The organism is Cupriavidus sp. GW822-FHT02D05 (assembly GCF_058802485.1).
On sequence record NZ_JBXAOE010000003.1, the window covers coordinates 1 to 21,817 of the forward strand.

Consider the following 21,817-nt stretch of genomic DNA (forward strand, 5'->3'; position numbering starts at 1 on the left):
CCCCCCCCCCCCCCCCCCCCCCCCCCCCCCCCCCCCCCCCCCCCCCCCCCCCCCCCCCCCCGCCGCCTTCGTGCGCAGGCGCCGCATCGCAATCCCCGCGACGACCAGCGCATGGGCGGCCCTGGACGCGGGCGGAAAGGGCGCGGGGTCAAGCTGGGCCAGCGTAAGCTCGGCCTCGTCGAGGCGTCCTATCAGGAGGAGACGCCGGGCTTCGAGAAACCGCGCGTGCGCGGCGTTCACCTGATCGCCGTGCGCCTCCAGGGTTGCGCGCGCCGCGTCGAGCGCCTTCGCCGGCCAGCTCAGGTCGCGCGAGGCCAGTGCGATCTCGGCCTCGGCGACGACGCACCGCGCGCGGGCCACGGCCTCTTTCGGGCCGAAGGCGCGCGCCGCGCTTCGCACCAGCGCCTTCGCGCGCACGAGATCGCCAAGCTGCGCCATCGCGATGCCGCGCAGCGCAAGCGCAGGCGCGTCGCTGCGCAGGGCGACCCGGTTCAGCGCGCCGAGCGGGTCACCCGCCGCGAGCGCGCGCGCCGCGGCCGTGATCAGCGAATCCATCTGAATCCCAATCGCGCCACACTTGTCACTCCCATCGTTCGGATGCCCGGCACTAATCTATCACGACCACCAACCCGCACATCGTACCTAGTACCTGGTACCTGGTACTGAGCGAACGACGATGGACACCCAACGGAGGAAAGCATGAAGACGCAACACATGACCGCGACACGCGAAGAGTGGCTGGCAGCGCGGCTCGCGCTGCTCGAGGCGGAAAAGGACCTGACGCGGCGCAGCGACGAGCTGGCGCGGCGACGCCAGGCGCTGCCGTGGGTCCGGGTCGACAAGGCGTACCGGTTCGAGACCGACGAAGGCAGCGCCTCGCTGGCCGACCTCTTCCGGGGGCGCTCGCAGCTCCTTGTCTACCACTTCATGTTCGGGCCCGACTACACCGCGGGGTGCCCGTCCTGCTCGTCGATCGCGGACGGGTTCGACGGCGTCGTGGTTCACCTGGCGAACCACGACGTCACGCTTGCGGCAGTGTCGCGCGCACCGCTCGCGAAACTGCAGGCGTACAAGCAGCGAATGGGCTGGACGTTTCCCTGGGCGTCCTCGCTCGGCAGCGACTTCAACTTCGATGCCAACGTCTCCTTTACCGAGGCGCAGCAGCGCGACGGGTTCGTCGAATACAACTACAAGCGCGGCGGCCACGCGATGGACGCCACACCGGCCCCGGAGCCCGTCGCCCGGTTCGCAGCCACATGCGGCACCGACGCAGCCACGTACTCGCGCGATCGGCCGGGCCTGAGCGCATTCGTGCTCGAGGATGGCGTGGTCTATCACACCTACTCCACCTATGCGCGCGGGGTGGACGGCCTCTGGGGCATGTACCAATGGCTCGACCGCGCCCCCAAAGGACGCAACGAGACGGGCATCTGGTGGCGCCGTCACGACGAGTACGGCGAGCGCTGAGCCAGGCCATGGGCAACGCAGACGCAACCGAGGGACGGGAGGCGCCTCGAAGCATGGTCTGCGCGCGAGCCTTCCTGGGCGTCTCGGCGCTGCTCTTCTTCGCCTGCACGGCGGTGACGATCGCCTGGTCCGCGTCCATGTCGGCAATGGGCGCGATGCCGATGCCCGGCGGCTGGACAATGTCGATGGCGTGGATGCGGATGTGCGGGCAGACATGGCCCGGCGTTGCGGCGTCGTTCCTCGGCATGTGGGTCGTGATGATGGCAGCGATGATGCTGCCGTCGCTGGTGCCCATGCTGTGGCGCTACCGCCAGGCCGTCGGCACGACAGGCGGGACGCGCCTGGGCCGGCTGAGCGCGCTGGTGGGCGTGGGGTACTTTTTCGTGTGGGCCGCGATCGGCATGGCCACCTTTGCGCTGGGCGCCGCGCTGGCGGCGCTCGAGATGCGGCTGCCGGCGCTGGCGCGCGCGGTTCCGGTCGCGGCGGGCGTGGTCGTCCTGAGCGCCGGCGCACTCCAGTTCACCGCCTGGAAGGCACACCACCTTACCTGCTGCCGGGAGGCGCCCGGGCACGGCCGCGGGCTGCGGGGGGATGCCGGCACGGCGTGGCGAGTCGGCCTGCAACTCGGCTTGCACTGCAGCTGCAGCTGTGCCAGCCTGACAGCGACCCTCCTCGTCGTTGGCATCATGGACCTGCGCGCGATGGCTGCCGTGACGGCTGCCATCACCGTCGAGCGTCTCGCACCGGCCGGCGGGCGCGCCGCGCGCGCCATCGGCGCTGTCATCATTGCAACTGGGTTGATCCTGATCGCGCTGGCGTGAGCGCCTTGTTCCAGCGCACGCCGATGCCGTGCCTCAGCGCGCAGCCGCTGCGTTGCCAGCGAAGACGCCGGTGGACGGCACCAGAAGCCGCGCGCAAAGCAGGCTGCCGATTCCCATCAGCGCGATGACCCATCCCATCGGCCACGGCGTGCCGTCGGCAAACAGGCCGACCAGCGCCGACCCCAGGATGCCGGTGCCATACTGGATCGCGCCGATCAGCGCGGACACCGCGCCAGCGCCTTGCGGGAAGCTGCCGAGCGCGCCGGCGATCGAATTGGCGACAATCAACCCGGTCGCTGAAACGAACAGGAAGAGGGGCACAACCAGGCCCATCAGCCCGCCCCACCCCGTCCATGCGTCGACCGCCAGCAGCATGCCCGCGAGCGCCGCGCCAAGGGTGCCGGCCCGCATCAGGCGATCGCTGCCGAGCCGCGCCACCAGCCTGGCGTTGACCTGGTTTGTGAGCATGATGCCGATGATGCCCGCGCCGAACAGCAGGCCATAGTGCCGCGGCGAGACCTGGTGATAGCTGATGTAGGCAAACGGCGTGCCGGCGATGTACGCATAAAGGCCGCCATAGAAAAAACCGCCCGCGCCTGCGTAGCCAAGCACCCGGCGATGACGCAGCAGTGCGGCGTAGTCGGCCAGCGCGCAGCGCAGCGGTGTGCGATTGCGGCGCTCCGGCGGCAGGGTTTCCGGGAGAGCGCCGAGCATGGCGAGCGTCGCCAGGCCGACCCCCACCAGCGTCCAGAAAATCGCCCGCCACGACGCGACGTGCAGGATCTGCCCGCCCACGCTTGGCCCCAGCAGCGGCGCGATGGCCATCACCGTCATCAGCGTGGACATCATCTGGGCCGCGCGGTGGCCGCTATAGAGATCGCGCACCATCGCGCGGGCGATCACGACACTGGCGCAGGCACCCACGGCCTGCAGCGCGCGCCAGCCGACCAGCATGCTCGCATTGGTCGACAGCGCGCAGCCCGCGGAACCGAGGATGAACAACACTAGCCCGATGCAGATCGGCAGGCGGCGACCGTACCGATCGCCGACAGGACCCCACAACAGCTGGCCCAGGCTGAAGCCGACCAGATAGCCCGAGATCGTCAGCTCGACCATACCCGCATCCGCATGCAGCGCCACGGCCATGGCAGGCAGCGCTGGCAGGTACAGGTCCGTCGAAATCGATGCAAAGGCCATCAACGTGCTCAGGATGGCAAGGATCCGCAAGCTGTGCGCGTTCGCGGCGTGACGTGGGGCAGTGCTGGTTCCGGGCGACATTGCGTGAATTAGCGGTCGACGCGCTGCTGCAGGTGAGCCGGGTAGCGATCCCCCACGACCGTGATCTGCCGCAGCGCGGCTTCGATGGCGGACAGGTCGTCAGCCGACAGTTCGACCGTGGCCGCACCGGTGTTCTCTTCCAGCCGATGCAGCTTGGTGGTGCCTGGAATCGGCACGATCCGATCCACGGCTTCTGCGCAATCAGCCAGGCTACGTTTTTGCATCATCCATCTCCTGAAGCAACTGAAGCAGCCGAAGCAACGCCGGCCTCAAGCGGCTCGACGACCTTCGACCGGATATCCGGGATCCGTGTAGCCCGGCGTCGACGCGTGGCCGGGAGCCACCAGGCTATCGACGAATCGTTCGTCGTCCGGGCCGAGCTGCAGCTTCAGCGCTTCGACGTAGCTATCCCAATGCGCCTGCGTCCGAGGCCCGGCGATGGTGGCACTGACGAGCCGGTTCTTGAGTACCCAGGCCAAGGCGAAGGCGATCGAGGTCGTGCCGCGCGCGGCGGCGTGGGCAGCGAGCTGTTGCGCGATCGCCAGGGACTCCGGCCGCCATTCCGTCTGCTGGATACGCCTGTCGCCGCGGCCTGCGCGCGAGTCGGCCGGCGGCGCGGCATCCACTGCATACTTCCCGGTCAGCACGCCCCGGGCCAGCGGGCTATACGACACAACGCCGACACCGTAGTGCGCTGCCGCGGGCAATTGCTCGACTTCCGCAGTGCGGTCAACCAGGTTGTAGAGCGGCTCACTGGCGACCGGCCGGTCGATGCCAAGCTGGTCGGCCAGGCGCACGATCTCGGCGATGCGCCACCCGCGGAAATTCGATATGCCGAAGTATCGGATCTTGCCCTGGCGGATCAGATCGCCAATGGCACGCACGCCTTCTTCCAGCGGCGCATCGACCAGGGCGCGGTGGAAGTACAGGATGTCGATGTAGTCGGTGCCAAGACGCTTGAGACTGGCTTCCACCGACTGGACAATCCACTTGCGCGATTGCCCCTGTTCGTTCGGGCCTTGCGATGTCGGATACCCGAACTTTGTCGCCACCACCCAGTTGTCGCGCTGCTCGGCGATGGCGCGCCCGACGATCTCTTCCGAACGGCCGCCGTGGTAGGCGTCGGCGGTATCGATGAAATTGATGCCCTGGTCGAACGCCTTGTCGATGATGCGCTTCGAGGTGGCCTCATCGGTCTCCCCGCCGAACATCATGGCGCCCAGGCACAGGGGCGAAACCTTCAAGGCACTGCGGCCCAGATATCGATAATCCATCATATTTCTCCACGCAGGCCGTGCCTGCGGTTTGTCAGGGCACGGACGCTTATCGGGCCGTGTAGCCGCCATCGACGGCGAGCGCGTGTCCGATGACGAAGCTGGCCGCGTGGCCTTGCGCGTTAAGCCAGCTGAGATGATAGGGACGTACCGTCTATCGAAAAAGCCCGGAGAACCGCAAGCCTTTATGAACTGGCCTCATGAATGCCCGCGCCGCTACCGAACGGGAGGTGCGTGAGGTATGTGAGCCAGGTTACGTCAGCTACGCACGGTAGCGAAGCGCATCGATGACAAGCGCCATCGCTCGTGAAGACTGGCGCCGGCTGGCGTAATAAGCGTGCAAGCCAGCAAACGTGGGACACCAGTCTTCAAGCACACAGACGAGGCGGCCCGCTGCCACGTGCGCCTGGGCCAGATCCGCGGGTACGTACGCAAGGCCGTACCCGGATAGCGCCGCATCCAGCATCTGATAGGTACCGTTGAAGGCAAGCTGGCCCTCTACCCGCACTTGCACTTCACGCTTGCCTTTCTTCAGCTCCCATGCGTAGAAGCCGCCAAGCGTCGGCAAACGCAGGTTGATGCAGTTGTGCGTGGTCAGGTCCTGAGGCGTTTTCGGCAGCGGCCTCTGTTCCAGATAGGCGGGCGAGCCAACGATGGCCATGCGCATGTCGGGTGCGATGCGCACCGCGATCATGTCCTTTGCCACCTGATCGCCGTTGCGCACACCGATGTCATAGCGATCCGCGACGATATCGGAGAGTCCGTAATCCGTGATGATTTCCACCTTGATCTCCGGATACGCCCGAAGCACCTTGGACAACCTCGGCCACAGGACGGTCTTGGTGGCGTAGTCGGTGGCCGTGATGCGAATGGTGCCCGTGGGCTTATCGCCAAGCTCGGTCACCGCGGTCAGCTCGGCTTCGATCTCCTCGAAGCGGGGGGCCACCGTCTGGAGAAGGCGCTCTCCGGCCTCGGTCGGGGAAACGCTGCGCGTGGTGCGCGTCAACAGGCGCAGGCCAAGCCGCGTTTCAAGCGCGCGGACCGTGTGGCTCAATGCGGATTGCGACACCCCCAACTGCGCCGCCGCGCGGGTGAAGCTGCGCTCGCGCGCAACGGCAATGAAGGCAAGCAGGTCATTAAAGTTCTCGCGCGGCATTGATGAACCCATCTCATAGGTGTTTGCGGATTCTAGCGTCTGGTCACACGCGAGCGCGATGATTGGATTTACGGGGTGCAGGTTGGCTTACGTTGCAGGCGAAGGAGCGGTACACACAGGGCCCACTCCACGGCGCTTTGTGGAGGCGCCCCGGATAGCGGTCACGGACAGCGGACACGGATCCGCGACAGCGCCTATTTCGGCGGACGCTGCGATGTGCGCATCAGCCGGTTGAGGAACCAGCGGCCGGCGGGGCCGGGCGGCGTGTCCTTGCGGTAGACCGCGAACATGGCGATCGGCGGCGTACGCGGCTGAAAGCTCTCCAGCCGCAGGGTGACCAGCTCGCCCGCATCGAGATCCCCCTGCACCATGGCCGCTGGCATGTGCCCCCAGCCGAAGCCGGCGCGCAGGAAGGCATGCTTGGCGCCCAGGTCGGCCAGGCGCCAGGTCAGCGGCGAGAACACGCCGAAGGTTTTCCCTTCGGTCAGCATGGTCCGGTCGGTCAGGACCAATTGCACGTGCTCCTCGAGCTCACGTACCCGGATCACGCCCCTGCGCGATGCCAGCGGATGCGAGGGTGCGGCCACGGTCACCATCGGCACGTCGAGCAGCTTTTCCGCGTCCAGCGTCTCGGGAACGGCCGGCATCGATCCGCTGATGCCGAGCCGGCAAACGCGCTCCATCACCGGGCGCATGACCGCGCCCAGTGCCTCGACATACAGGCGCAGCGGCGTATGCGGAAACGCGTCGCGGAACTCGCCGACCGCCCCCGTCAGCGGGGCCATCGGGTACATGACATCCACCACCACCGACAGCTCGGGTTCGAGCCCTTCGGCAATGGCGCGCGCCTTTGACTTGAAGCCGTCCATGCCGCCCACCACCACACGCGCCTGCGCCAGCAGCGCGGTTCCCTGCTCTGTCAGGCGCGGGAAGCGGCCGCTGCGATCGAACAACTGCACATCGATCTGCCCCTCCAGGTTGGCCAGCGTGTGGCTGACCACCGACTGCGCGCGCCGCAGCTTGCGCCCCGCCGCGGAGAAGCTGCCCTCGTCGGCGGCAGCGATAAAGGTGCGGAGCTGGTCCAGGGATACGCCGTCGAGCATGTATCAACTCCTTAGATGGATCTCATCGAGAAATATAGGCTACCAAGAGAGATGTCAAGCACCTAACCTTCGGTCATGCGATCACCGAAGGAGACTTTCATGGAAAACGCAGCGCAGGCCCGGCACGCCGGGGAGCCGGCCCGGATCCATCACCACACTGCACGGCCGGATGCGGCAAGCAACCGTGGCATCGTGCTTCGCACTGGCGGCCGCCGCCATGGCGCCGTCTCGCGGATCGTCAGTCCCGGCGACGTCGGCGAGCTGATCAAACCCTTTGTGTTCCTCGACTACTTCGACTTCGCCCCCTCCGGCGACGCGCTGTTCCCCATGCACCCGCACTCGGGCATCGCCACCCTCACCGTGCTGCTCGAGGGCGAACTGCAGTATGAGGACACCACCGGCGCGGCCGGCGTGTTGATGGCGGGCGGCCTGGAATGGATGCGGGCGGGCAACGGCATCTGGCACTCGGCCAGCCCCGCGAAGGGCGACCGCGTCCAGGGCTACCAGCTATGGCTTGCCCTGCCGCGCAGCCTGGAGAACGGCACCCCGCACAGCCAATACCTGCCCGCGTCCTCCGTGCCGCGCACCGGACCGGCGCGCGTGATACTCGGCTCGCTGGCTGGCAGGGACAGCCCGGTAGCCGCACCGTCCGGGGCGGCACTGCTGCACGTGCGCCTTGCCGCGGGCGAGCGCTGGCACTACCAGGCGCCCGCAGGCCACACCGTGGCTTGGGCACACGTCAACCGCGGCACGCTAGCGACTGGCGGCGGGCGGCTGAAGGACGAACTCGCGGTCTTCACGCAGTCCGAGGACGCTCTCGATTTCACTGCCGAAACCGATGCGGATTTCATCGTCGCATCGGCAGTTCCCCATCCGCACGACCTGGCACTTGGCTACTACTCCGTCCATACGTCGAACGACGCGCTGCGCAAGGGCGAAGCCGGAATCGCCAGGATCGGCATGCAGCTACGTGCCGATGGCCGCCTGCGGTAGCCCGCGGCACGCGCGCCGCATCAGCGCATTGAATGTCACGTACCCAAAATCCGGGAACCCGCAGCGGCAGGCTGGCGGCGCGTTGCGCCACTGCTGTGCCCCACACGCATGGAGAACATCATGAACATCGCAGCTGAGCTATTGCAGCAACACCTCCGGTGGCTGGTTGATGACAACCAGCAATGGCAGGAACTGATTGCCGAGGACATCGTGTGGGAGTTGCCCTACGCGCCCGGCATCGGGCATCCGGCGCGATTGAGCGGCCGGGACGCGGTGATCCGCCATGTCTCCTGGTTCATCGGCGCGGTTTCTGAATTCCGCTTCTTCGATGCGCAGATCCTGCCCGCGGCGGATCCCCAGCAAGCCGTTGCGCGGGTGCATGCCGAAGGGCTGATCAAGTCGACCGGGCGCGTCTACCGGCAGGAGTACGTCGTTTTCCTGACCGCCCGCGATGGCAGGATCGCGCACCTGCGCGAGTACTTCGACCCCGTGCAGGCCGCACTGGCGCTGGAAACCCCGATTGTGGGCATTGCCTCAAGGAGCCTTTGATGAAAGCCATCCGTGTAGCCGCTTACGGCGGCCCCGATTCATTAGCACTGCAGGAACTCGCTGATCCCCGCCCTGGCGACGACGAGGTGCTGATCGATGTTGCCGCCACCTCGGTCAACCCGATCGACTGGAAGATCGTCAGTGGCGCCATGCAGGCGTTCATTCCGCTACCGTTGCCCATCACGCCTGGGGTGGATGCTGCCGGGACTGTCATCGCGGTTGGGCGCAATGTCACCACGCTGGCGCCGGGAGACGAAGTGCTGGGATTCATCGGCATCGTCGGTGGCTATGCAACCCGCGCCGTGGTGGATGCCGGGCGCCTTGCCCGCAAGCCGAAGCATCTCGGGTTCCTGGAGGCTGCCAGTATTCCCGCGGCTGGCTTGACTGCCTGGCAGGCGCTGCACGAGCACGGCAAGCTGCAGGCAGGACAGAAAGTCCTGATCCATGCCGCTGCCGGCGGCGTCGGCAGCGTGGCCGTGCAACTGGCAAACCTGGCCGGCGCACAGGTGATCGGCACGGCTTCGGCCGCCAACCGGGGCTACCTGCGAGACCTGGGGGCGACGGAGGTGATCGACTACACCGCGGAAGACTTTGCCACCAAGGTTGCGGGTGTCGATCTTGTCCTCGACCTGGTCGGCGGCGACACGCAACGGCGTTCCTGGCCGGTACTCAAGCGCGGCGGCGTGCTGGTCTCCACCGTCAGCCCACCGGATGCCAGGCGCGCCCAGGAAGCCGGCGCAGCGGGAAAGCACTTTGCGACGCGCTCCGATGGCGCCCAGCTCCACACGCTGGCCTCGCTGTACGCGTCCGGAAAGCTGCGCGCTGAAATCGACGCCACGTATCCACTCGCTGCTGCCCGCGAGGCGATGGCAAGGAGCATGGCTGGGCATGTGCGCGGCAAGGTGGTCATCCAGACGGCTTAGGGAGCCGCATTGCCTCGGCGAATATAATGCCAGGTTTGCTCCGTTGCCTCGCATCCGTCCATGAAGAAAGCCGCATTGTTGACCCTGGCGCTAGCCTTGCACGCAACCGCGCAGGCCGCTGGCGACGCGCAGGCGGGCAAGGCGGTATTCACCTCGAAGTGTGCCTCCTGCCACAGCGTCGGGCCCTCGGCGCGCGCCGCGTTTGGCCCCCAGCTCAATGGGATCTTCGGCAGGGTCGCCGGCGCCACGACCGACTACAAGTACTCCCCCGAGATGAAGAAATCGGGCGTGGTGTGGTCCGAGAAAACCTTGAGCGCGTTTATCCAGTCGCCCAGCAAGGTCGTGCCCGGCACCAGGATGCGCTTCTGGGGGATCAGCAATGAGCGGCAGATCGCGGACCTGCTGGCCTACCTGTACACATACCAGCAGCAAGGCCGGTAGCAAGCGCTACAGAAAGTTTCAAACGCTCCGTAACCGATAGAATAGGTGCCAGCGCCACAAGGCATGGCGCCCCCAACAGATCTGATCCGGAGTTGGCATGGAACCCCTTTCATTCGAGTTTGTTACCGTCGAGGAAGCGAGGCTGATCCTGGATGGCGCCGTGCCCACGCATGGCAAGCCCGACTGGACTGGCCAGCGGCAACCTGAATCCGCAGAAGCGAAGGCCCTCACGGCCAACGCGCTCAAATGGCTGGCCGTGCTGCCACCGCAGGCGCGGCCCCTGGAGTTGTGCCGCAGCTATCCGCGCATCGGCAACCAGCTGGCAGCGCTGTGGGCCGACCCAGCCGCGCTAACGGCCTACCTGGCCGACCTGCTGATCGACAAGCGCGGCGGCCGCCAGGGGTTCCCCGACGGCATCGCGCTTGAATTATCGCGACTGCAGGAGCACCTTCTGCGCACGATGGAGCCGTAACGGCATAGCGCCATTACCGCTTTGCTGCTTTGCTGCTTTGCTGCTTTGCTGCTTTGCTGCTTTGCGGCGTGCCGGCAAGGATTCTGCGTTGCGCTTAGTGCGCTCTTCCCGGCGTGCAGTCTTCCACCATGCCAGAGACGCGGCTGGCGCTCAGCAGGGGGTGCCATTCCCCGGAGCTGCGGATCTCGACGTCGGTGCCTTCGACGCCCTCGGTAGCGCGGCGCAGGCTGACCAGGTGGATGAACTTGTATTCATCCGCGTCCGCACGCCCGACCCGGATATCAACCTTGCCGGGTTCCGGGTACGCGATCACGGTGGCGTCGTCACCCAGCCGCTGCTTCAGGCACAGCACCAGGTCGCCTACACTGGCCTTGGAGTGCACGCGCTTCGGGTCCATCGCCTGGATGGAATTCGCGGTCACGCCGCCCGAACAGGCTGACAGCAATTGCGCTGCCATCGCGACAACCAGCAATACACGTACCCGTACCCGTACCCGACCTTTTGACATTCCCGCTCCTTGGCTAGATGAGTCGGATGATGTTACATCAAGTGAATTCGGATGCTGATGCGCACGCCGCGCGCGAAACACGATGCAGTGGAGACCAAAAAGCAAAAAGCCTGCACGGATGCAGGCCTTTTGCTTTCAATCTTGGTGCCCAGGAGAGGACTCGAACCTCCACAGTGTTGCCACCGCTAGGACCTGAACCTAGTGCGTCTACCAATTTCGCCACCTGGGCTAGGTGAGGTTGCGAATTCTACCCAACGTAACGAAATTTGCAAGTGCTGGCCCCACTGAATCAGAAGAAAAGTACAACTTTCCCAGGGCGCCGCCCGCTGCCGGCCCTGCTGGTGTCCGCTCAGTCCAGGGAAATGGAAAGGCAGCCGGAAAGATTTCCATTGATCACATGGCGCGCAGTGCACGGCCCACGCCGGTTGGCCGCCCTCCCTGCCCCGCGTATTTTTTTCTAGCATTCCTCCCATGCCCTGTCGATTTCGGCGGCTCCCGTTCGTCGTCCCAATGACGGCGCGCGCAAGGCTCGCCGCTTCGCAGGCAATCCCAAAGGAGATCGGACATGCATTACATCGATGGATTTGTTGTCGCCGTGCCCACGGCCAAGCGCGACATCTACCGCGCGCACGCCGAGGCCGCCGCCGTGGTGTTCAAGGATCATGGCGCGCTGGGGCTGGTCGAGTGCTGGGGCGACGATGTGCCCGAGGGCAAGCTCACCTCGTTCCCGATGGCCGTCAAGCTGGAGAAGGACGAGACCGTGGTCTTCTCCTGGATCACCTGGCCATCGCGCAAGGCCCGGGACGAAGGCATGAAGGCCTCGATGGAAGACCCCAGGCTGCGCAGCCAGGGGCCGATGCCGTTCGACGGCAAGCGGATGATCTTTGGCGGTTTCGAGATGATCGTCAACGCTTAGCAGCTTGACGACGGTGCGTGATGGACCTTGCCCGGGGTTCCCGGGCTGGGTTCGTTTTGGCCGCAGGGGCATTGTCGCGCGGTGGCGGGCGCCACCGGGGAGGTTGAATCGGCTTATATCGCCGGAACAATTTTTCTAATTCCCTTTCCCCCGTGCACCAGCGAAAGTGCTGTCTGTAGGAATCCCGCTCGCCAATGCGCGATGCCAACAGACCAAGAGGGATCGAACGTGAAGATGAAACTGACCTCCGCCTGCGTTTGCGCCGCCGCCCTGTCCATGGCCGGCGCCGCCCATTCACAGCCAGCTGCCGCGCCCGCCAGTGGCGCCCCCGTTCCGGTGACCGCCGACAACTTTGTCCGAGCGCAGAGCGACATGTACTTCGCCGGGCTGGCCAAGCAAGGCGGCGTGGGCAAGCTGCTGCATCGGCGCGAGCCCGCATCGATCGATCACCAGAGCGTCATCCGCCTGAATCGCGACACGCTCTATACCTCCGGCATCTTCGATCTCGAAGCCGGCCCGGTGACGATCACCATGCCCGACCCGGGCAAGCGCTTCATGGCGCTGCAGGTCATCAACGAAGACCACTACGTGCCAGACGTGTTCTATGGCGCGGGCGCCCATACGCTCACCCGGGAGAACGTCGGCACCCGTTACGTAGCCGTCGCGGTGCGCACCCTGGTCAACCCGAACAGCCCGGACGACATCAAGCAGGTCCACGCCTTGCAGGACGCCATCAAGGTCAGCCGGAAGGCGCCAGGAAAGTTTGAAATCCCCAACTGGGACCCGGTCAGCCAGAAGAAGATCCGCGATGCCCTGCTGGTGCTGTCCTCGACGCTGCCCGACTTCAAGCAGGCATTCGGCACCAAGGAGGAGGTCGAGCCCGTGCGTCACCTGATCGGCTCCGCATCAGCCTGGGGCGGCAACCCGGACGAGGACGCCACCTACCTCAACATCACGCCGGCGAAGAACGACGGCAAGACCGTTTATCGGCTCAACGTCAAGGATGTGCCCGTGGATGCCTTTTGGTCCGTGAGCGTCTACAACGCCGAGGGCTATTTCCAGAAGAACCCGGCCAACGCGTACACACTCAACAATCTCACGGCAAAGAAGGCCGGCGACGGATCGATCACGATGCAGTTCGGTGGCTGTGAAGCGCAGGCAGCCAACTGCCTGCCAATCGTCCCGGGCTGGAACTACACCGTGCGGCTGTACCGCCCGCGCGCGGAGATACTGAGCGGCGCGTGGACATTCCCGCAGCCTCAGCCGGTCAATTGAGCGACCTTCCCACAAACGATCCGGCGGCTAGCATGATCCCGCGTCCTCCTTGGGCCCGCGTGGGAGGGACCTGACGACGGAGGCCGACTATGCCCAGGCACAACCCAGCGCTGCACCGTACCCAGAAGGCCCCCATGACGCCGGGGCAGCGGCGGCTTCTCATCGTTAGCGCGATACTGCTGCTGGCAGCGCTGGGCTGGGCGCTGACGATCGTGCTCAAACCCGCCATCCAGCGCACGATCGTCATCACCACCGGGGCCGACAAAGGCATCTATCGCGGCTTTGCCGAGCGCTACGCCCCCATCCTGAAGCGCGACGGCATCAAGCTGGATATCCGCGGCTCTTCCGGGTCGATCGAGAATTATGAGCGACTGAAGAACCCGGACAGCGAATACGAAGCAGGCTTCATCCAATCGGGCACCGCCACGCCGCAGGAAACAGATGGCCTGCAAACCATCGCCGCGGTCTCCTATGAACCGATCTGGGTGTTTTACCGGGGCGAGGCCACCGTGGACCGGCTCGCACAGCTACGCGGCAAGCGGGTTGCCATCGGCGTTCCCGGCAGTGGCTTGCTCAACGTCGCCCGGGTATTGCTCGCGTACAGCGGCATCACGGCCAGCAATACCGAGCTGCTGGAAATGAATGCCATGAAGGCCTATCAAGGCCTCGAAGAGGGCCGGCTGGATGCGGCCTTCTTTATCGGCCGGCCCGATGCCGAGATGCAGCAAACGTTGCTGAACAGCAATCTGAAGCTGATGAGTTTTGCCCAGGCCGATGCCCTCGTGCAGAAATTCCCGTCTCTGTCCAAGATTGTCTTTCCGCGCGCCTCCACCAGCATCGTCAACGATCTTCCGCAGGCCGATGTCACGCTGCTTGCTGCCACGGCCCTGCTCGTATCCAAGGACACCCTGCACCCCGCCCTGGTCTACCTGCTGCTGGAGGCCGCCAGATCCGTCCACGGCGGCGATGATTACTTCACGCCGCTCGGCACGTTTCCCAACCTGAATACCAGTGAGTTTCCCGTTTCCGACGAAAGCACGCGCTACTTCAAATCGGGCCGTCCCTTCCTGCAGCGCTACCTTCCGTTCTGGCTTGCCAGCTTCATCGAACGACGCTTGCTGATCCTGCTCCCCTTCATGGCCTTGCTGCTCGGCTTGCTGCAGGCATTGCCACGCATGGCGCAAGCGCGGATAAAAAACCGGCTCGTGGTCTGGTACCGGGAAATCAAGGCGCTGGAGGATGAAATCTGGACGAACACGCAGCCGACCCCCAGCCAGATTGCGCAATGGCGCGATGAAATCGAGAACATCGATGCGCATGCTAGCCGGATACGGATTCCGGAGCGCTATTTTGAGGATGTCTACGCGCTCAAGCAGGCGATCGGCGTCGTACGGGACCGGATTGCCCAGGCGGCGGAGAAGGTGAAAGCGTAGCTGCGCAGACGCCCGCGCGTCTTTTGGCGCTGCCTCGGACAGCGTTGTCTTGCCGATGGCCTCGACAATGCTAGAATAATCAATCCATCTGGCTGGATTGATCATGTCCGAAGCAAGCAAGCGCGCCAAGAACCCCGAACTAATCCGAGCCCAGTGCCTGTCCGTGATGCGGGACCTGCTGGTCTCCCAAGGCCCTGAATCGGTGACGCTCGACCTGGTGGCACAACGCGCCGGCGTGACCAAAGGCGGGCTGCAATATCACTACCGCAGCAAGAATGCCCTGCTCGAAGCGCTGAGAGACCAGCTCTTCGAGGAATTCGACAAGACCTATCAACGCGCGCTGTCTGCCGAGCCAGATCGTCCAGGCAGGCATGCCCGCGCCTACATCAAGACGTGTTTCGACGATACGGCTTCCAACAACGCGATCGGCACGCAGCGCGCCATCGCCATGCTGGCCTTGACGCTCCCCTCGTGCCGCCAGACATGGAGCGAGCGCATGACGGACGCCGTCGCGCATGACCTCGCCGGCACCGCCGCCGAAGACCAGCTCCTCATCTGCAGGCTGGCGGCCGATGGCATGTGGTTTGCGGGGATGTTCGAAGTCTATGACGTCGATGCGCCACGCAAGGCGCGCCTGCTTGCCCTGTTGCTGGACATGTGCGACAGGGCCACCTCCTGACCAGGCTGACCAGGCTGATAGACAAGACTGACAAGACAGACCAAATTGACCTGGAGCGTTTTCCACGCTGCCACGCTGCCACGCTCCCACCGCGAATTCCATGCCCGCCCCCACTCCCCACACCATCAGCAACACCACACTCTCGCGCACTGACATCGTTGAAATTCTTGCGCAACGTCCGGCCCAGCTACGATTCGAGCAATGCGGCTTTGACGATCAAGACCTGAACGGGCTGGATTTTTCGTCCGTGGAATTCCTGATGTGCACCTTTGCCGGCGCGCAACTGAAAAGGGCGAAGCTCGTCGAATCGAAGTGGATGCGCTGCAAGGCCGCCGGCGCCGACTTCACGCTGGCGGACGCGGTAGAAGCACGATTCTGCAGCAGCGACCTGAACAACACGCAATGGGACCGCGCGCGGCTGTCCAGCGCCATCTTCACGCAAACCAAGCTGACCGGCGCCCGGTTCCGCGAGGCCGCCACCCTGGGCCTGGTGTTCCACAACACCCTGCTCGTCGGCAGCGACCTGCGCGGCTTGTCATTCCGCAAGCAACACCTGGAGCAGCTCGACTTGTCCGATGCCGACCTCGCCGGCTGCGACTTCCGGGATGCCCTGTTCGATGGCGGCACCCTGCGCGGCGCCAACCTGAAGCAAGCCCGCTTCGATGGCGCGGACCTCCGCCTGGCCGAACTTGGCGGACTGAACCTGATGGCTGCCGCGGCTTCGTTCAAGGGCGCCATCATCTCGGTGGAACAAGCCGCGGAGATTGTCGGGCAAGCCGGTATCCGCGTCGGCTGAATGGCCGCGCAAGGCCATGCGAAGCGCATCCGAGACGCAAAGCACGACGCGACCCAGGCCTTGGACGGCCTCAGCCTCGGCGTACCGCGGTCACCTTGCCACCCTTGACATCCAGCGTGCGGCGCTGCGGGTTGTAGTCCATGGTGCCGGGCATCTGCTGGCCTTCCCGGTCACCAAATCGCCATGCGCAGCCGTTGAGCAAGGCGACGGCATTGGCCTCGCTCTTGCCGATCAGGGCTTCGTCGCCAAGCTTGTCCGCCTGGCAACCCTCCGGCGTGCCGCGGCCGCCCTGCGGGCCCGGGTCGGGTACCGCACTGACGGGGGGCTGGGCGGCGCATCCCGCCATGAGCGTTGCGCACACGATGGCGCCCGCCGCGACATGCCGGGCCCATGTGCTTTGCTGTTTTGGCATTCAATTACCTGATGGTGAGGTGGAAAAAGCCAAGTTTAGAGCAGAAAGGCGCCGTCAGAGCGCCTTGGTGCGCATGCATTAACACGGCCTCACACTGCCTCAACACTGTCATGACCTGGCCTTGGCTTAGCCTTAGCGCGTCCTCTTCGCAGCGTCTTGCGCCTCCGCCCACAAGCGCTCCTCCTGCGCCCGCAGCTCAGGCGTGAGCTCGGCACCAAAATCGTCGAGCTCGAACAGCGGGCGAATCTCGATCTCGGAGTCGCTCTGCATGGGGTTGGGGCAGCGCTTGACCCATTCGACAGCCTCTTCCATGGACTTGACTTGCCACAGCCAGAACCCGGCGACCACCTCCTTGGTCTCTGCGAACGGTCCGTCGACCACGGACCGCTGGCTGCCAGAAAATTGCACCCGCTTGCCCTTGGCGCTCGGGTGCAAGCCCTCGCCCGCGAGCATCACGCCGGCCTTGACGAGTTCTTCATTGAAGTTGCCCATTGCGGTAAGCAGCTCCGTGCTGGGCATTTCGCCAGCCTCTGACTCTTTCGTTGCCTTCACCATCACCATGACACGCATCGTCGCTCTCCTTGAGTGGATTGAGGGTGCCGCACGTCCTGAGCCCGGATCAGGATTGACGGGCGGCCCTGATACTACGACGAATCGGGATACCGAAAATCGACACCGCCGCCAAAATATCTGGCGGGGAGCCTGCCCGGCCTGAATCGGCCCCACTTGGCCTGATGCGGCCTGATGCGGCCGCGAGGCGCGACAATCACATCTGATCGGCTTTTTTTAAGCCTCGCTTAAGACTCGGCCCGTAGACTGCGATCACACAAGACAACCCGGATCCCGGATAGGAGCTGCCATGACCCCCCAAGAAATGCAAGCGCTGGAAGGCTTCCTGACCCAACTCACGCAGGCCAGGGCTGGCGCCAAGGACCCCCAGGCGGACGCCCTCATCGCCGACGCGGTCGCCAGGCAGCCGGATGCCGCCTACCTGCTGGTCCAGCGCGCCATGATGCTTGACCATGCCCTGGCGACGGCAAAGGCGCAGATCTCCACGCTGCAGAGCCAGTTGCAGATGGCGCAGGCCAACGGCGCCAATCGCTTCCTCGACCCGGAAAACGCCTGGGGCAACAGTGCCAACCGCGTGGCACCCAGCCCCGTCATGCCGCCGCCGATGGCCGCGCCCGTGGCAGTGCCGCAGGCCTTCCAGGCGGTCCAGCCTGCACCCGTGCAGCCATCCCGGCCCGGTTTCCTGAGTGGTGGCCTGGGCGGCGCGCTGGGCGGCATTGCCACGACGGCAGCCGGCGTGGCCGGCGGCGCGCTCCTGTTCCAGGGCATCGAGAACATGTTCCATCGCAACGGCAATGGCAACAGCGCAAGCGGCTTGCTGGGACAGCCAGGCGCAGGGGCGCAGCCAACGGAGACCGTCGTCAACAACTACTACGGTAATGACGACCGCTCGCCGCTGGGCTCACCGGATGCGGCACTGGACAGCGGCCTTCTGGATGACGCATCGGGCAACGACGACTTCCTGAGCGACGACACCTGGAACGCCTAGCGCGTTGGGGGGCTTGCCAGGCGTGCATGGCAGCGGCCTGACAAGCCCCACCGCACTGATTGCACTGCGGCACCCCGGGTGGAGATGGCACCGGCAACGGCGATACACTCTTGCACTACGCGCTCACCCTGGGAACCCGATCCATGCCGCAACCTCGCTCGCTCTATCCCGCCATCGAACCCTATGAAACCGGCACGCTCGATGTCGGCGACGGCCACGTTGTCTACTACGAACGCGTCGGCACACCCGGCGCCAAGCCGGCCGTCTTCCTCCATGGCGGCCCTGGTGGCGGCATATCGGCCGACCATCGCCGCCTGTTCGATCCGGCGCGCTACGACGTCATGCTGTTCGACCAGCGCGGCTGCGGCCGCTCCACGCCCCACGCGGGCCTGGAGGCCAATACCACGTGGCACCTGGTGGACGACATCGAGCGCCTGCGCAAGCTCGCCAACGTAGAGCGCTGGCTGGTCTTTGGCGGCTCCTGGGGCTCCACGCTGGCGCTGGCCTATGCGCAAAAGCACCCCGAGCGGACCAGCGAACTGGTGCTGCGCGGGATCTATACCGCCACCCGGGCGGAACTCGATTGGTACTACCAGTACGGCGTATCCGAAGTGTTCCCCGAGAAATGGGCCCGCTTCCAGGCGCCCATCCCGCAAGCCGAACGCGGCAACATGATGGCCGCCTACCGCAAGGTCCTGACCGGCAGCGATACGGCAAAGCAGCTGGAGGCCGCCCGCGCATGGAGCGTATGGGAAGGGGAAACCATCACCCTGCTGCCCGACCCCGCTAACACCGCCAAGCATGACGACGGCCATTTCGCGCTGGCGTTTGCGCGGCTGGAGAACCACTACTTCACGCATCTCGCCTGGCTGGAAGACGGCCAGTTGCTGCGCGACGCGCATCGCCTTGCCGGCATCCCCGGCGTGATCGTGCACGGGCGCTACGACATGCCCTGCCCGGCCCGCTACGCCTACGCGCTGCACCAGGCATGGCCGGGCTCGGATCTGCATCTGATTGAAGGGGCGGGGCATGCCTGGACCGAGCCCGGCATCATGGATCAGCTGATTGCCGCTACCGACCGGTTTGCGGCGGCGCAATGATCGTCCTGGTGCTGCCAGCCCTGCGGGGCACAGCACCGACAGCACCGACAGCGCCGAAGCGGACTTTTGATGGCCGGCGGTTGGGGTCTTGAACACCCATGTCCTAGACTTGAAGACCGCATTGCCACCACCCGGCTGCGCATTGGCCGGCGGATAGCAAAGCGGCATTCAAGGCTCTCACCGACAGGGTGCACTATGGAATTCCTGAACTCCGGCAAAGTCCTCCCCGCAGGGCTGCCATTCTCCGAGGCGGTGCGCGTTGGCGATATGCTCTACCTCTCCGGACAAATGGGCATCGTCCACGGCAGCACCCGCCTGGTGCCCGGCGGCATCCGCGAAGAAGCCAAGCAGGCGCTGATGAACATCCGCATCACACTGGAAGCACACGGCCTGTCGCTCAAGCACGTCGCCAAATGCACCATCTTTCTGGCCGACATCAGCGAATGGCAGGTGTTCAACGAGGTCTACAAGGAGTTCTTCCAGGCGCCCTATCCGGCGCGCAGTGCACTTGGGGCGAATGGGTTGGCGCTCGGGGCCAGGGTGGAGGTTGAGTGTATTGCGGTGTTTAGTGGCTGAGTAGCTGAGTGGGCGAGTGGCTGATAGGGCGGCTACTGGCGGCTACGGGCGGCCACTCCCCCGCTTGCGGGAGGGTGGCACAACTTGCCCTGCCGCGCTGGCTTAGAGCATGCCTTGCACGCGGTTCAATGCCTCGTCCAGCTGCTGCTTCAACGGGGTCAGCAGACAGTGCAGACCGTGGCTGTCCTCCACATCGTCGCTATCAAAATCCAGCAGCCTGAGAACGGCACCAAGCCCTGCACTGACGCGCAGCAGGTCGGCGCAGCTTTCTTGCGCGATGCTTTGCGCGCGGCTACGAAGTTCCTCGAGTTGGTAGGCTAGTTCCTGGACGCTGAGACGAGACTTGCTCGCTTGTAGCCCCGCTGACGTGGGGGGGGGGGGTCTCTTGCGGGCGGGGTTTTACTGCTTCTAGCTGCTGGCGCGGCTGTACGGTGTTGGCCGTTTTGGAACGTGTGAGATGTCACTTTTCTTTACTCGTAAAGAAAAGTAACCAAAAGAAAGCGATCCTTGCAGGAGGCTGGCTTGTCGGGGTTGCGTAGCCCGGTAGTTTCATCGTCAGGCCCTGGGTTTTAATGACCTCGTGCCGTTACCGGTTTGAATGGCCACGATCCTGTCAATGACACCGGTTTCGTGGTGAGGCTGCTCGGTAGCGGCATCCCTGCTCATTCACGCATCTGCCGGTACCGGTTCGAAGTGCCACGATATATCACGCTACGATGGTTTCGTGGTGGGGTGGGCGCGGTGGAAGAATTCCTCGGTCTTTCATTCCGGTGCCACCGCGCCCACGACGAAAACGGAACGCTTGCAACTTCGTGGCGAGTCACTCCGCGAGCGACAGACGGCTTGAAGCTCGTGGTGGCCGCTACCGGGGGGACCACCACGAATCCCTGGGCATTGGCTGGGTCGTGGTGCTCTGAACCGGTAACGGCACGAGTCCGTTAGCACCCGGGGCCGTACGACGAAACCATTGGGGCTCCCAATGACGCCACGCCAGCCTCCTGCAAGGATCGCTTTCTTTTGGTTACTTTTCTTTACGAGTAAAGAAAAGTGACATCTCACACGTTCTAAAACGGCCAACACCGCACAGCCGCGACAGCAGCTAGAAGCAGTAAAACCCCGCCCCCAAGAGACACCCACCGCGTCAGCGGGGCTATAAACCTCGCACGTCAGCAGCTTACTCAACGCGCCCCCAAACCCGCAGGCCGCCCACCAAGGGCAACACCAAGAATTGCCGCATTCTCCTTGCCCTACCTCCGAACAAACTCAAGCAAATCCTGATTGATCAATTCAGGATGGGTAGTACACATGCCATGCGGCAGCCCCTTGTAAACCTTCAGCGTGCCCTGCTTCACCAGCTCCGCTGACAGCAAAGCCGAATCCGCAATCGGCACGATCTGGTCATCGTCCCCATGCAGGATCAGCACCGGCACATCGATCTTCTTGAGGTCTTCCGTAAAGTCCGTTTCCGAGAACGCCTTGATGCAATCGTAGTGCGCCTTGATCCCACCCATCATGCCCTGGCGCCACCAGTTCGCCATGATGCCTTCGGATGGCTTGACCCCCTCGCGGTTGTAGCCGTAGAACGGGAACGGCACGTCCTTGTAGAACTGTGCCCGGTTGGCGGCTAGCTGCCTGCGAAAGCCGTCGAACACCTCCATCGGCAGGCCGCCCGGGTTGGTGGCGCTCTTGACCATGATCGGCGGCACGGCGCCGATCAGCACCGCCTTGGCTACGCGGCCGGCGCCGTGCTGCGCGACGTAGCGTGCCACCTCGCCGCCGCCGGTGGAGTGGCCGATGTGCACGGCGTTTTTCAGGTTCAGATGGGCGGCCAGCGCGGCGACATCCGCGGCGTAGGTGTCCATCTCGTTGCCGGTGTCGGTCTGCGTGGAGCGCCCGTGGCCGCGGCGGTCGTGTGCGATCACCCGGAAGCCCTTGGAGAGGAAGAAGAGCATCTGCGCGTCCCAGTCGTCCGCGCTGAGCGGCCAGCCGTGATGGAACACGATGGGCTGGCCCGTGCCCCAGTCCTTGTAGAAGATGTGCGTGCCGTCCTTGGTAGTGATCTCACTCATGGAATGACCTCCTTGTGG

At 64.9% G+C, this 21,817-nt stretch carries 23 protein-coding genes, 1 tRNA gene and 3 pseudogenes; 15 read left to right on the plus strand and 12 right to left on the minus strand.

The features are described 5' to 3' along the window. A pseudogene (locus tag AC1RQK_RS04770) lies at positions 1-555 on the minus strand (hypothetical protein); the annotation flags it as partial. A gap of 144 nt (positions 556-699) precedes the next feature. Here AC1RQK_RS04770 and AC1RQK_RS04775 point away from each other — a divergent pair. Further along, on the plus strand, positions 700-1,467 hold the full coding sequence (locus AC1RQK_RS04775) for a DUF899 domain-containing protein (protein ID WP_492807871.1): 768 nt from the start codon (positions 700-702) through the stop codon (positions 1,465-1,467). Between the two features lie 8 nt (positions 1,468-1,475). Beyond that, on the plus strand, positions 1,476-2,288 hold the full coding sequence (locus tag AC1RQK_RS04780) for a copper chaperone (RefSeq protein WP_492373848.1): 813 nt from the start codon (positions 1,476-1,478) through the stop codon (positions 2,286-2,288). Between the two features lie 33 nt (positions 2,289-2,321). Here AC1RQK_RS04780 and AC1RQK_RS04785 read toward each other — a convergent pair whose 3' ends face one another. The 5 genes and pseudogenes from AC1RQK_RS04785 to AC1RQK_RS04805 form a co-directional block, all read right to left on the minus strand. Further along, positions 2,322-3,566, minus strand: coding sequence for a Bcr/CflA family multidrug efflux MFS transporter (locus AC1RQK_RS04785; protein ID WP_492807873.1), 1,245 nt, complete (start codon positions 3,564-3,566; stop codon positions 2,322-2,324). Positions 3,567-3,574: 8 nt separating this feature from the next. After that, a pseudogene (locus AC1RQK_RS04790) lies at positions 3,575-3,780 on the minus strand (aldo/keto reductase); the annotation flags it as partial. 55 nt (positions 3,781-3,835) lie between these two features. Beyond that, positions 3,836-4,840, minus strand: a complete 1,005-nt coding sequence (locus tag AC1RQK_RS04795) for an aldo/keto reductase (protein ID WP_492808103.1) — start codon at positions 4,838-4,840, stop codon at positions 3,836-3,838. A gap of 262 nt (positions 4,841-5,102) precedes the next feature. Beyond that, positions 5,103-5,996: a LysR family transcriptional regulator gene (locus tag AC1RQK_RS04800; protein ID WP_492373850.1), complete on the minus strand. Its 894-nt coding sequence runs from the start codon at positions 5,994-5,996 to the stop codon at positions 5,103-5,105. Positions 5,997-6,190: 194 nt separating this feature from the next. After that, the gene (locus tag AC1RQK_RS04805) at positions 6,191-7,099 is read right to left on the minus strand and encodes a LysR family transcriptional regulator (RefSeq protein ID WP_492373851.1); all 909 of its coding nucleotides are present in this window, start codon (positions 7,097-7,099) and stop codon (positions 6,191-6,193) included. A gap of 99 nt (positions 7,100-7,198) precedes the next feature. Here AC1RQK_RS04805 and AC1RQK_RS04810 point away from each other — a divergent pair, with 99 nt between their 5' ends. The 5 genes from AC1RQK_RS04810 to AC1RQK_RS04830 all read left to right on the plus strand — a co-directional run bounded on the left by AC1RQK_RS04810 (position 7,199) and on the right by AC1RQK_RS04830 (position 10,477). Further along, on the plus strand, positions 7,199-8,092 hold the full coding sequence (locus AC1RQK_RS04810) for a pirin family protein (RefSeq protein WP_492807874.1): 894 nt from the start codon (positions 7,199-7,201) through the stop codon (positions 8,090-8,092). A 120-nt stretch (positions 8,093-8,212) separates the two neighbouring features. Continuing rightward, the gene (locus AC1RQK_RS04815) at positions 8,213-8,641 is read left to right on the plus strand and encodes a nuclear transport factor 2 family protein (protein ID WP_492373853.1); all 429 of its coding nucleotides are present in this window, start codon (positions 8,213-8,215) and stop codon (positions 8,639-8,641) included. Next, entirely contained in the window at positions 8,641-9,564 is a 924-nt protein-coding gene (locus AC1RQK_RS04820) for an NADP-dependent oxidoreductase (protein ID WP_492807876.1), read from the plus strand. The genes AC1RQK_RS04815 and AC1RQK_RS04820 overlap by 1 nt, the downstream gene beginning before the upstream one ends. A 60-nt stretch (positions 9,565-9,624) precedes the next feature. Further along, positions 9,625-10,005, plus strand: coding sequence for a c-type cytochrome (locus AC1RQK_RS04825; RefSeq protein ID WP_492373855.1), 381 nt, complete (start codon positions 9,625-9,627; stop codon positions 10,003-10,005). A gap of 97 nt (positions 10,006-10,102) precedes the next feature. Further along, complete coding sequence (locus AC1RQK_RS04830) at positions 10,103-10,477, plus strand: hypothetical protein (protein ID WP_416049546.1); 375 nt, start codon at positions 10,103-10,105, stop codon at positions 10,475-10,477. Between the two features lie 94 nt (positions 10,478-10,571). Here AC1RQK_RS04830 and AC1RQK_RS04835 read toward each other — a convergent pair whose 3' ends face one another. Then, positions 10,572-10,985 carry a hypothetical protein gene (locus AC1RQK_RS04835; protein WP_492807878.1) on the minus strand — a complete coding sequence of 138 codons (414 nt, stop codon included), beginning with the start codon at positions 10,983-10,985 and terminating at the stop codon, positions 10,572-10,574. Positions 10,986-11,127: 142 nt separating this feature from the next. After that, positions 11,128-11,214, minus strand: a tRNA-Leu gene (locus tag AC1RQK_RS04840). 336 nt (positions 11,215-11,550) lie between these two features. Here AC1RQK_RS04840 and AC1RQK_RS04845 point away from each other — a divergent pair. The 5 genes from AC1RQK_RS04845 to AC1RQK_RS04865 all read left to right on the plus strand — a co-directional run bounded on the left by AC1RQK_RS04845 (position 11,551) and on the right by AC1RQK_RS04865 (position 16,084). Further along, positions 11,551-11,901, plus strand: coding sequence for a DUF1428 domain-containing protein (locus AC1RQK_RS04845; RefSeq protein ID WP_492373858.1), 351 nt, complete (start codon positions 11,551-11,553; stop codon positions 11,899-11,901). A 276-nt stretch (positions 11,902-12,177) separates the two neighbouring features. After that, the gene (locus tag AC1RQK_RS04850; RefSeq protein WP_492808104.1) at positions 12,178-13,176 is read left to right on the plus strand and encodes a DUF1254 domain-containing protein; all 999 of its coding nucleotides are present in this window, start codon (positions 12,178-12,180) and stop codon (positions 13,174-13,176) included. A gap of 134 nt (positions 13,177-13,310) precedes the next feature. After that, a complete protein-coding gene (locus tag AC1RQK_RS04855; RefSeq protein WP_492373877.1) occupies positions 13,311-14,609 on the plus strand; it encodes a TAXI family TRAP transporter solute-binding subunit in 1,299 nt (432 codons plus the stop codon). A gap of 103 nt (positions 14,610-14,712) precedes the next feature. Beyond that, positions 14,713-15,288, plus strand: coding sequence for a TetR/AcrR family transcriptional regulator (locus AC1RQK_RS04860; RefSeq protein ID WP_492373860.1), 576 nt, complete (start codon positions 14,713-14,715; stop codon positions 15,286-15,288). 100 nt (positions 15,289-15,388) lie between these two features. Next, entirely contained in the window at positions 15,389-16,084 is a 696-nt protein-coding gene (locus AC1RQK_RS04865; RefSeq protein ID WP_492807880.1) for a pentapeptide repeat-containing protein, read from the plus strand. Between the two features lie 70 nt (positions 16,085-16,154). Here AC1RQK_RS04865 and AC1RQK_RS04870 read toward each other — a convergent pair whose 3' ends face one another. After that, positions 16,155-16,496: a hypothetical protein gene (locus AC1RQK_RS04870; RefSeq protein WP_492807882.1), complete on the minus strand. Its 342-nt coding sequence runs from the start codon at positions 16,494-16,496 to the stop codon at positions 16,155-16,157. A 132-nt stretch (positions 16,497-16,628) separates the two neighbouring features. Beyond that, the gene (locus tag AC1RQK_RS04875; protein ID WP_416049551.1) at positions 16,629-17,066 is read right to left on the minus strand and encodes a YciI family protein; all 438 of its coding nucleotides are present in this window, start codon (positions 17,064-17,066) and stop codon (positions 16,629-16,631) included. A 289-nt stretch (positions 17,067-17,355) separates the two neighbouring features. Between AC1RQK_RS04875 and AC1RQK_RS04880 the strand changes: the two genes are divergently transcribed. From AC1RQK_RS04880 to AC1RQK_RS04890, 3 genes are all read left to right on the plus strand, one after another. Beyond that, entirely contained in the window at positions 17,356-18,054 is a 699-nt protein-coding gene (locus AC1RQK_RS04880; protein ID WP_492373863.1) for a DUF2076 domain-containing protein, read from the plus strand. A 143-nt stretch (positions 18,055-18,197) separates the two neighbouring features. Beyond that, positions 18,198-19,154 carry a prolyl aminopeptidase gene (pip, locus tag AC1RQK_RS04885; RefSeq protein WP_492373864.1) on the plus strand — a complete coding sequence of 319 codons (957 nt, stop codon included), beginning with the start codon at positions 18,198-18,200 and terminating at the stop codon, positions 19,152-19,154. 195 nt (positions 19,155-19,349) lie between these two features. Further along, the gene (locus tag AC1RQK_RS04890) at positions 19,350-19,730 is read left to right on the plus strand and encodes a RidA family protein (protein ID WP_150993268.1); all 381 of its coding nucleotides are present in this window, start codon (positions 19,350-19,352) and stop codon (positions 19,728-19,730) included. 102 nt (positions 19,731-19,832) lie between these two features. Here AC1RQK_RS04890 and AC1RQK_RS04895 read toward each other — a convergent pair. Both AC1RQK_RS04895 and AC1RQK_RS04900 read right to left on the minus strand, forming a co-directional pair. Beyond that, positions 19,833-20,066, minus strand: a pseudogene (locus AC1RQK_RS04895) (DUF1484 family protein); the annotation flags it as partial. Between the two features lie 911 nt (positions 20,067-20,977). Further along, on the minus strand, positions 20,978-21,799 hold the full coding sequence (locus tag AC1RQK_RS04900; protein ID WP_492807884.1) for an alpha/beta fold hydrolase: 822 nt from the start codon (positions 21,797-21,799) through the stop codon (positions 20,978-20,980). Positions 21,800-21,817: the final 18 nt, after the last annotated feature.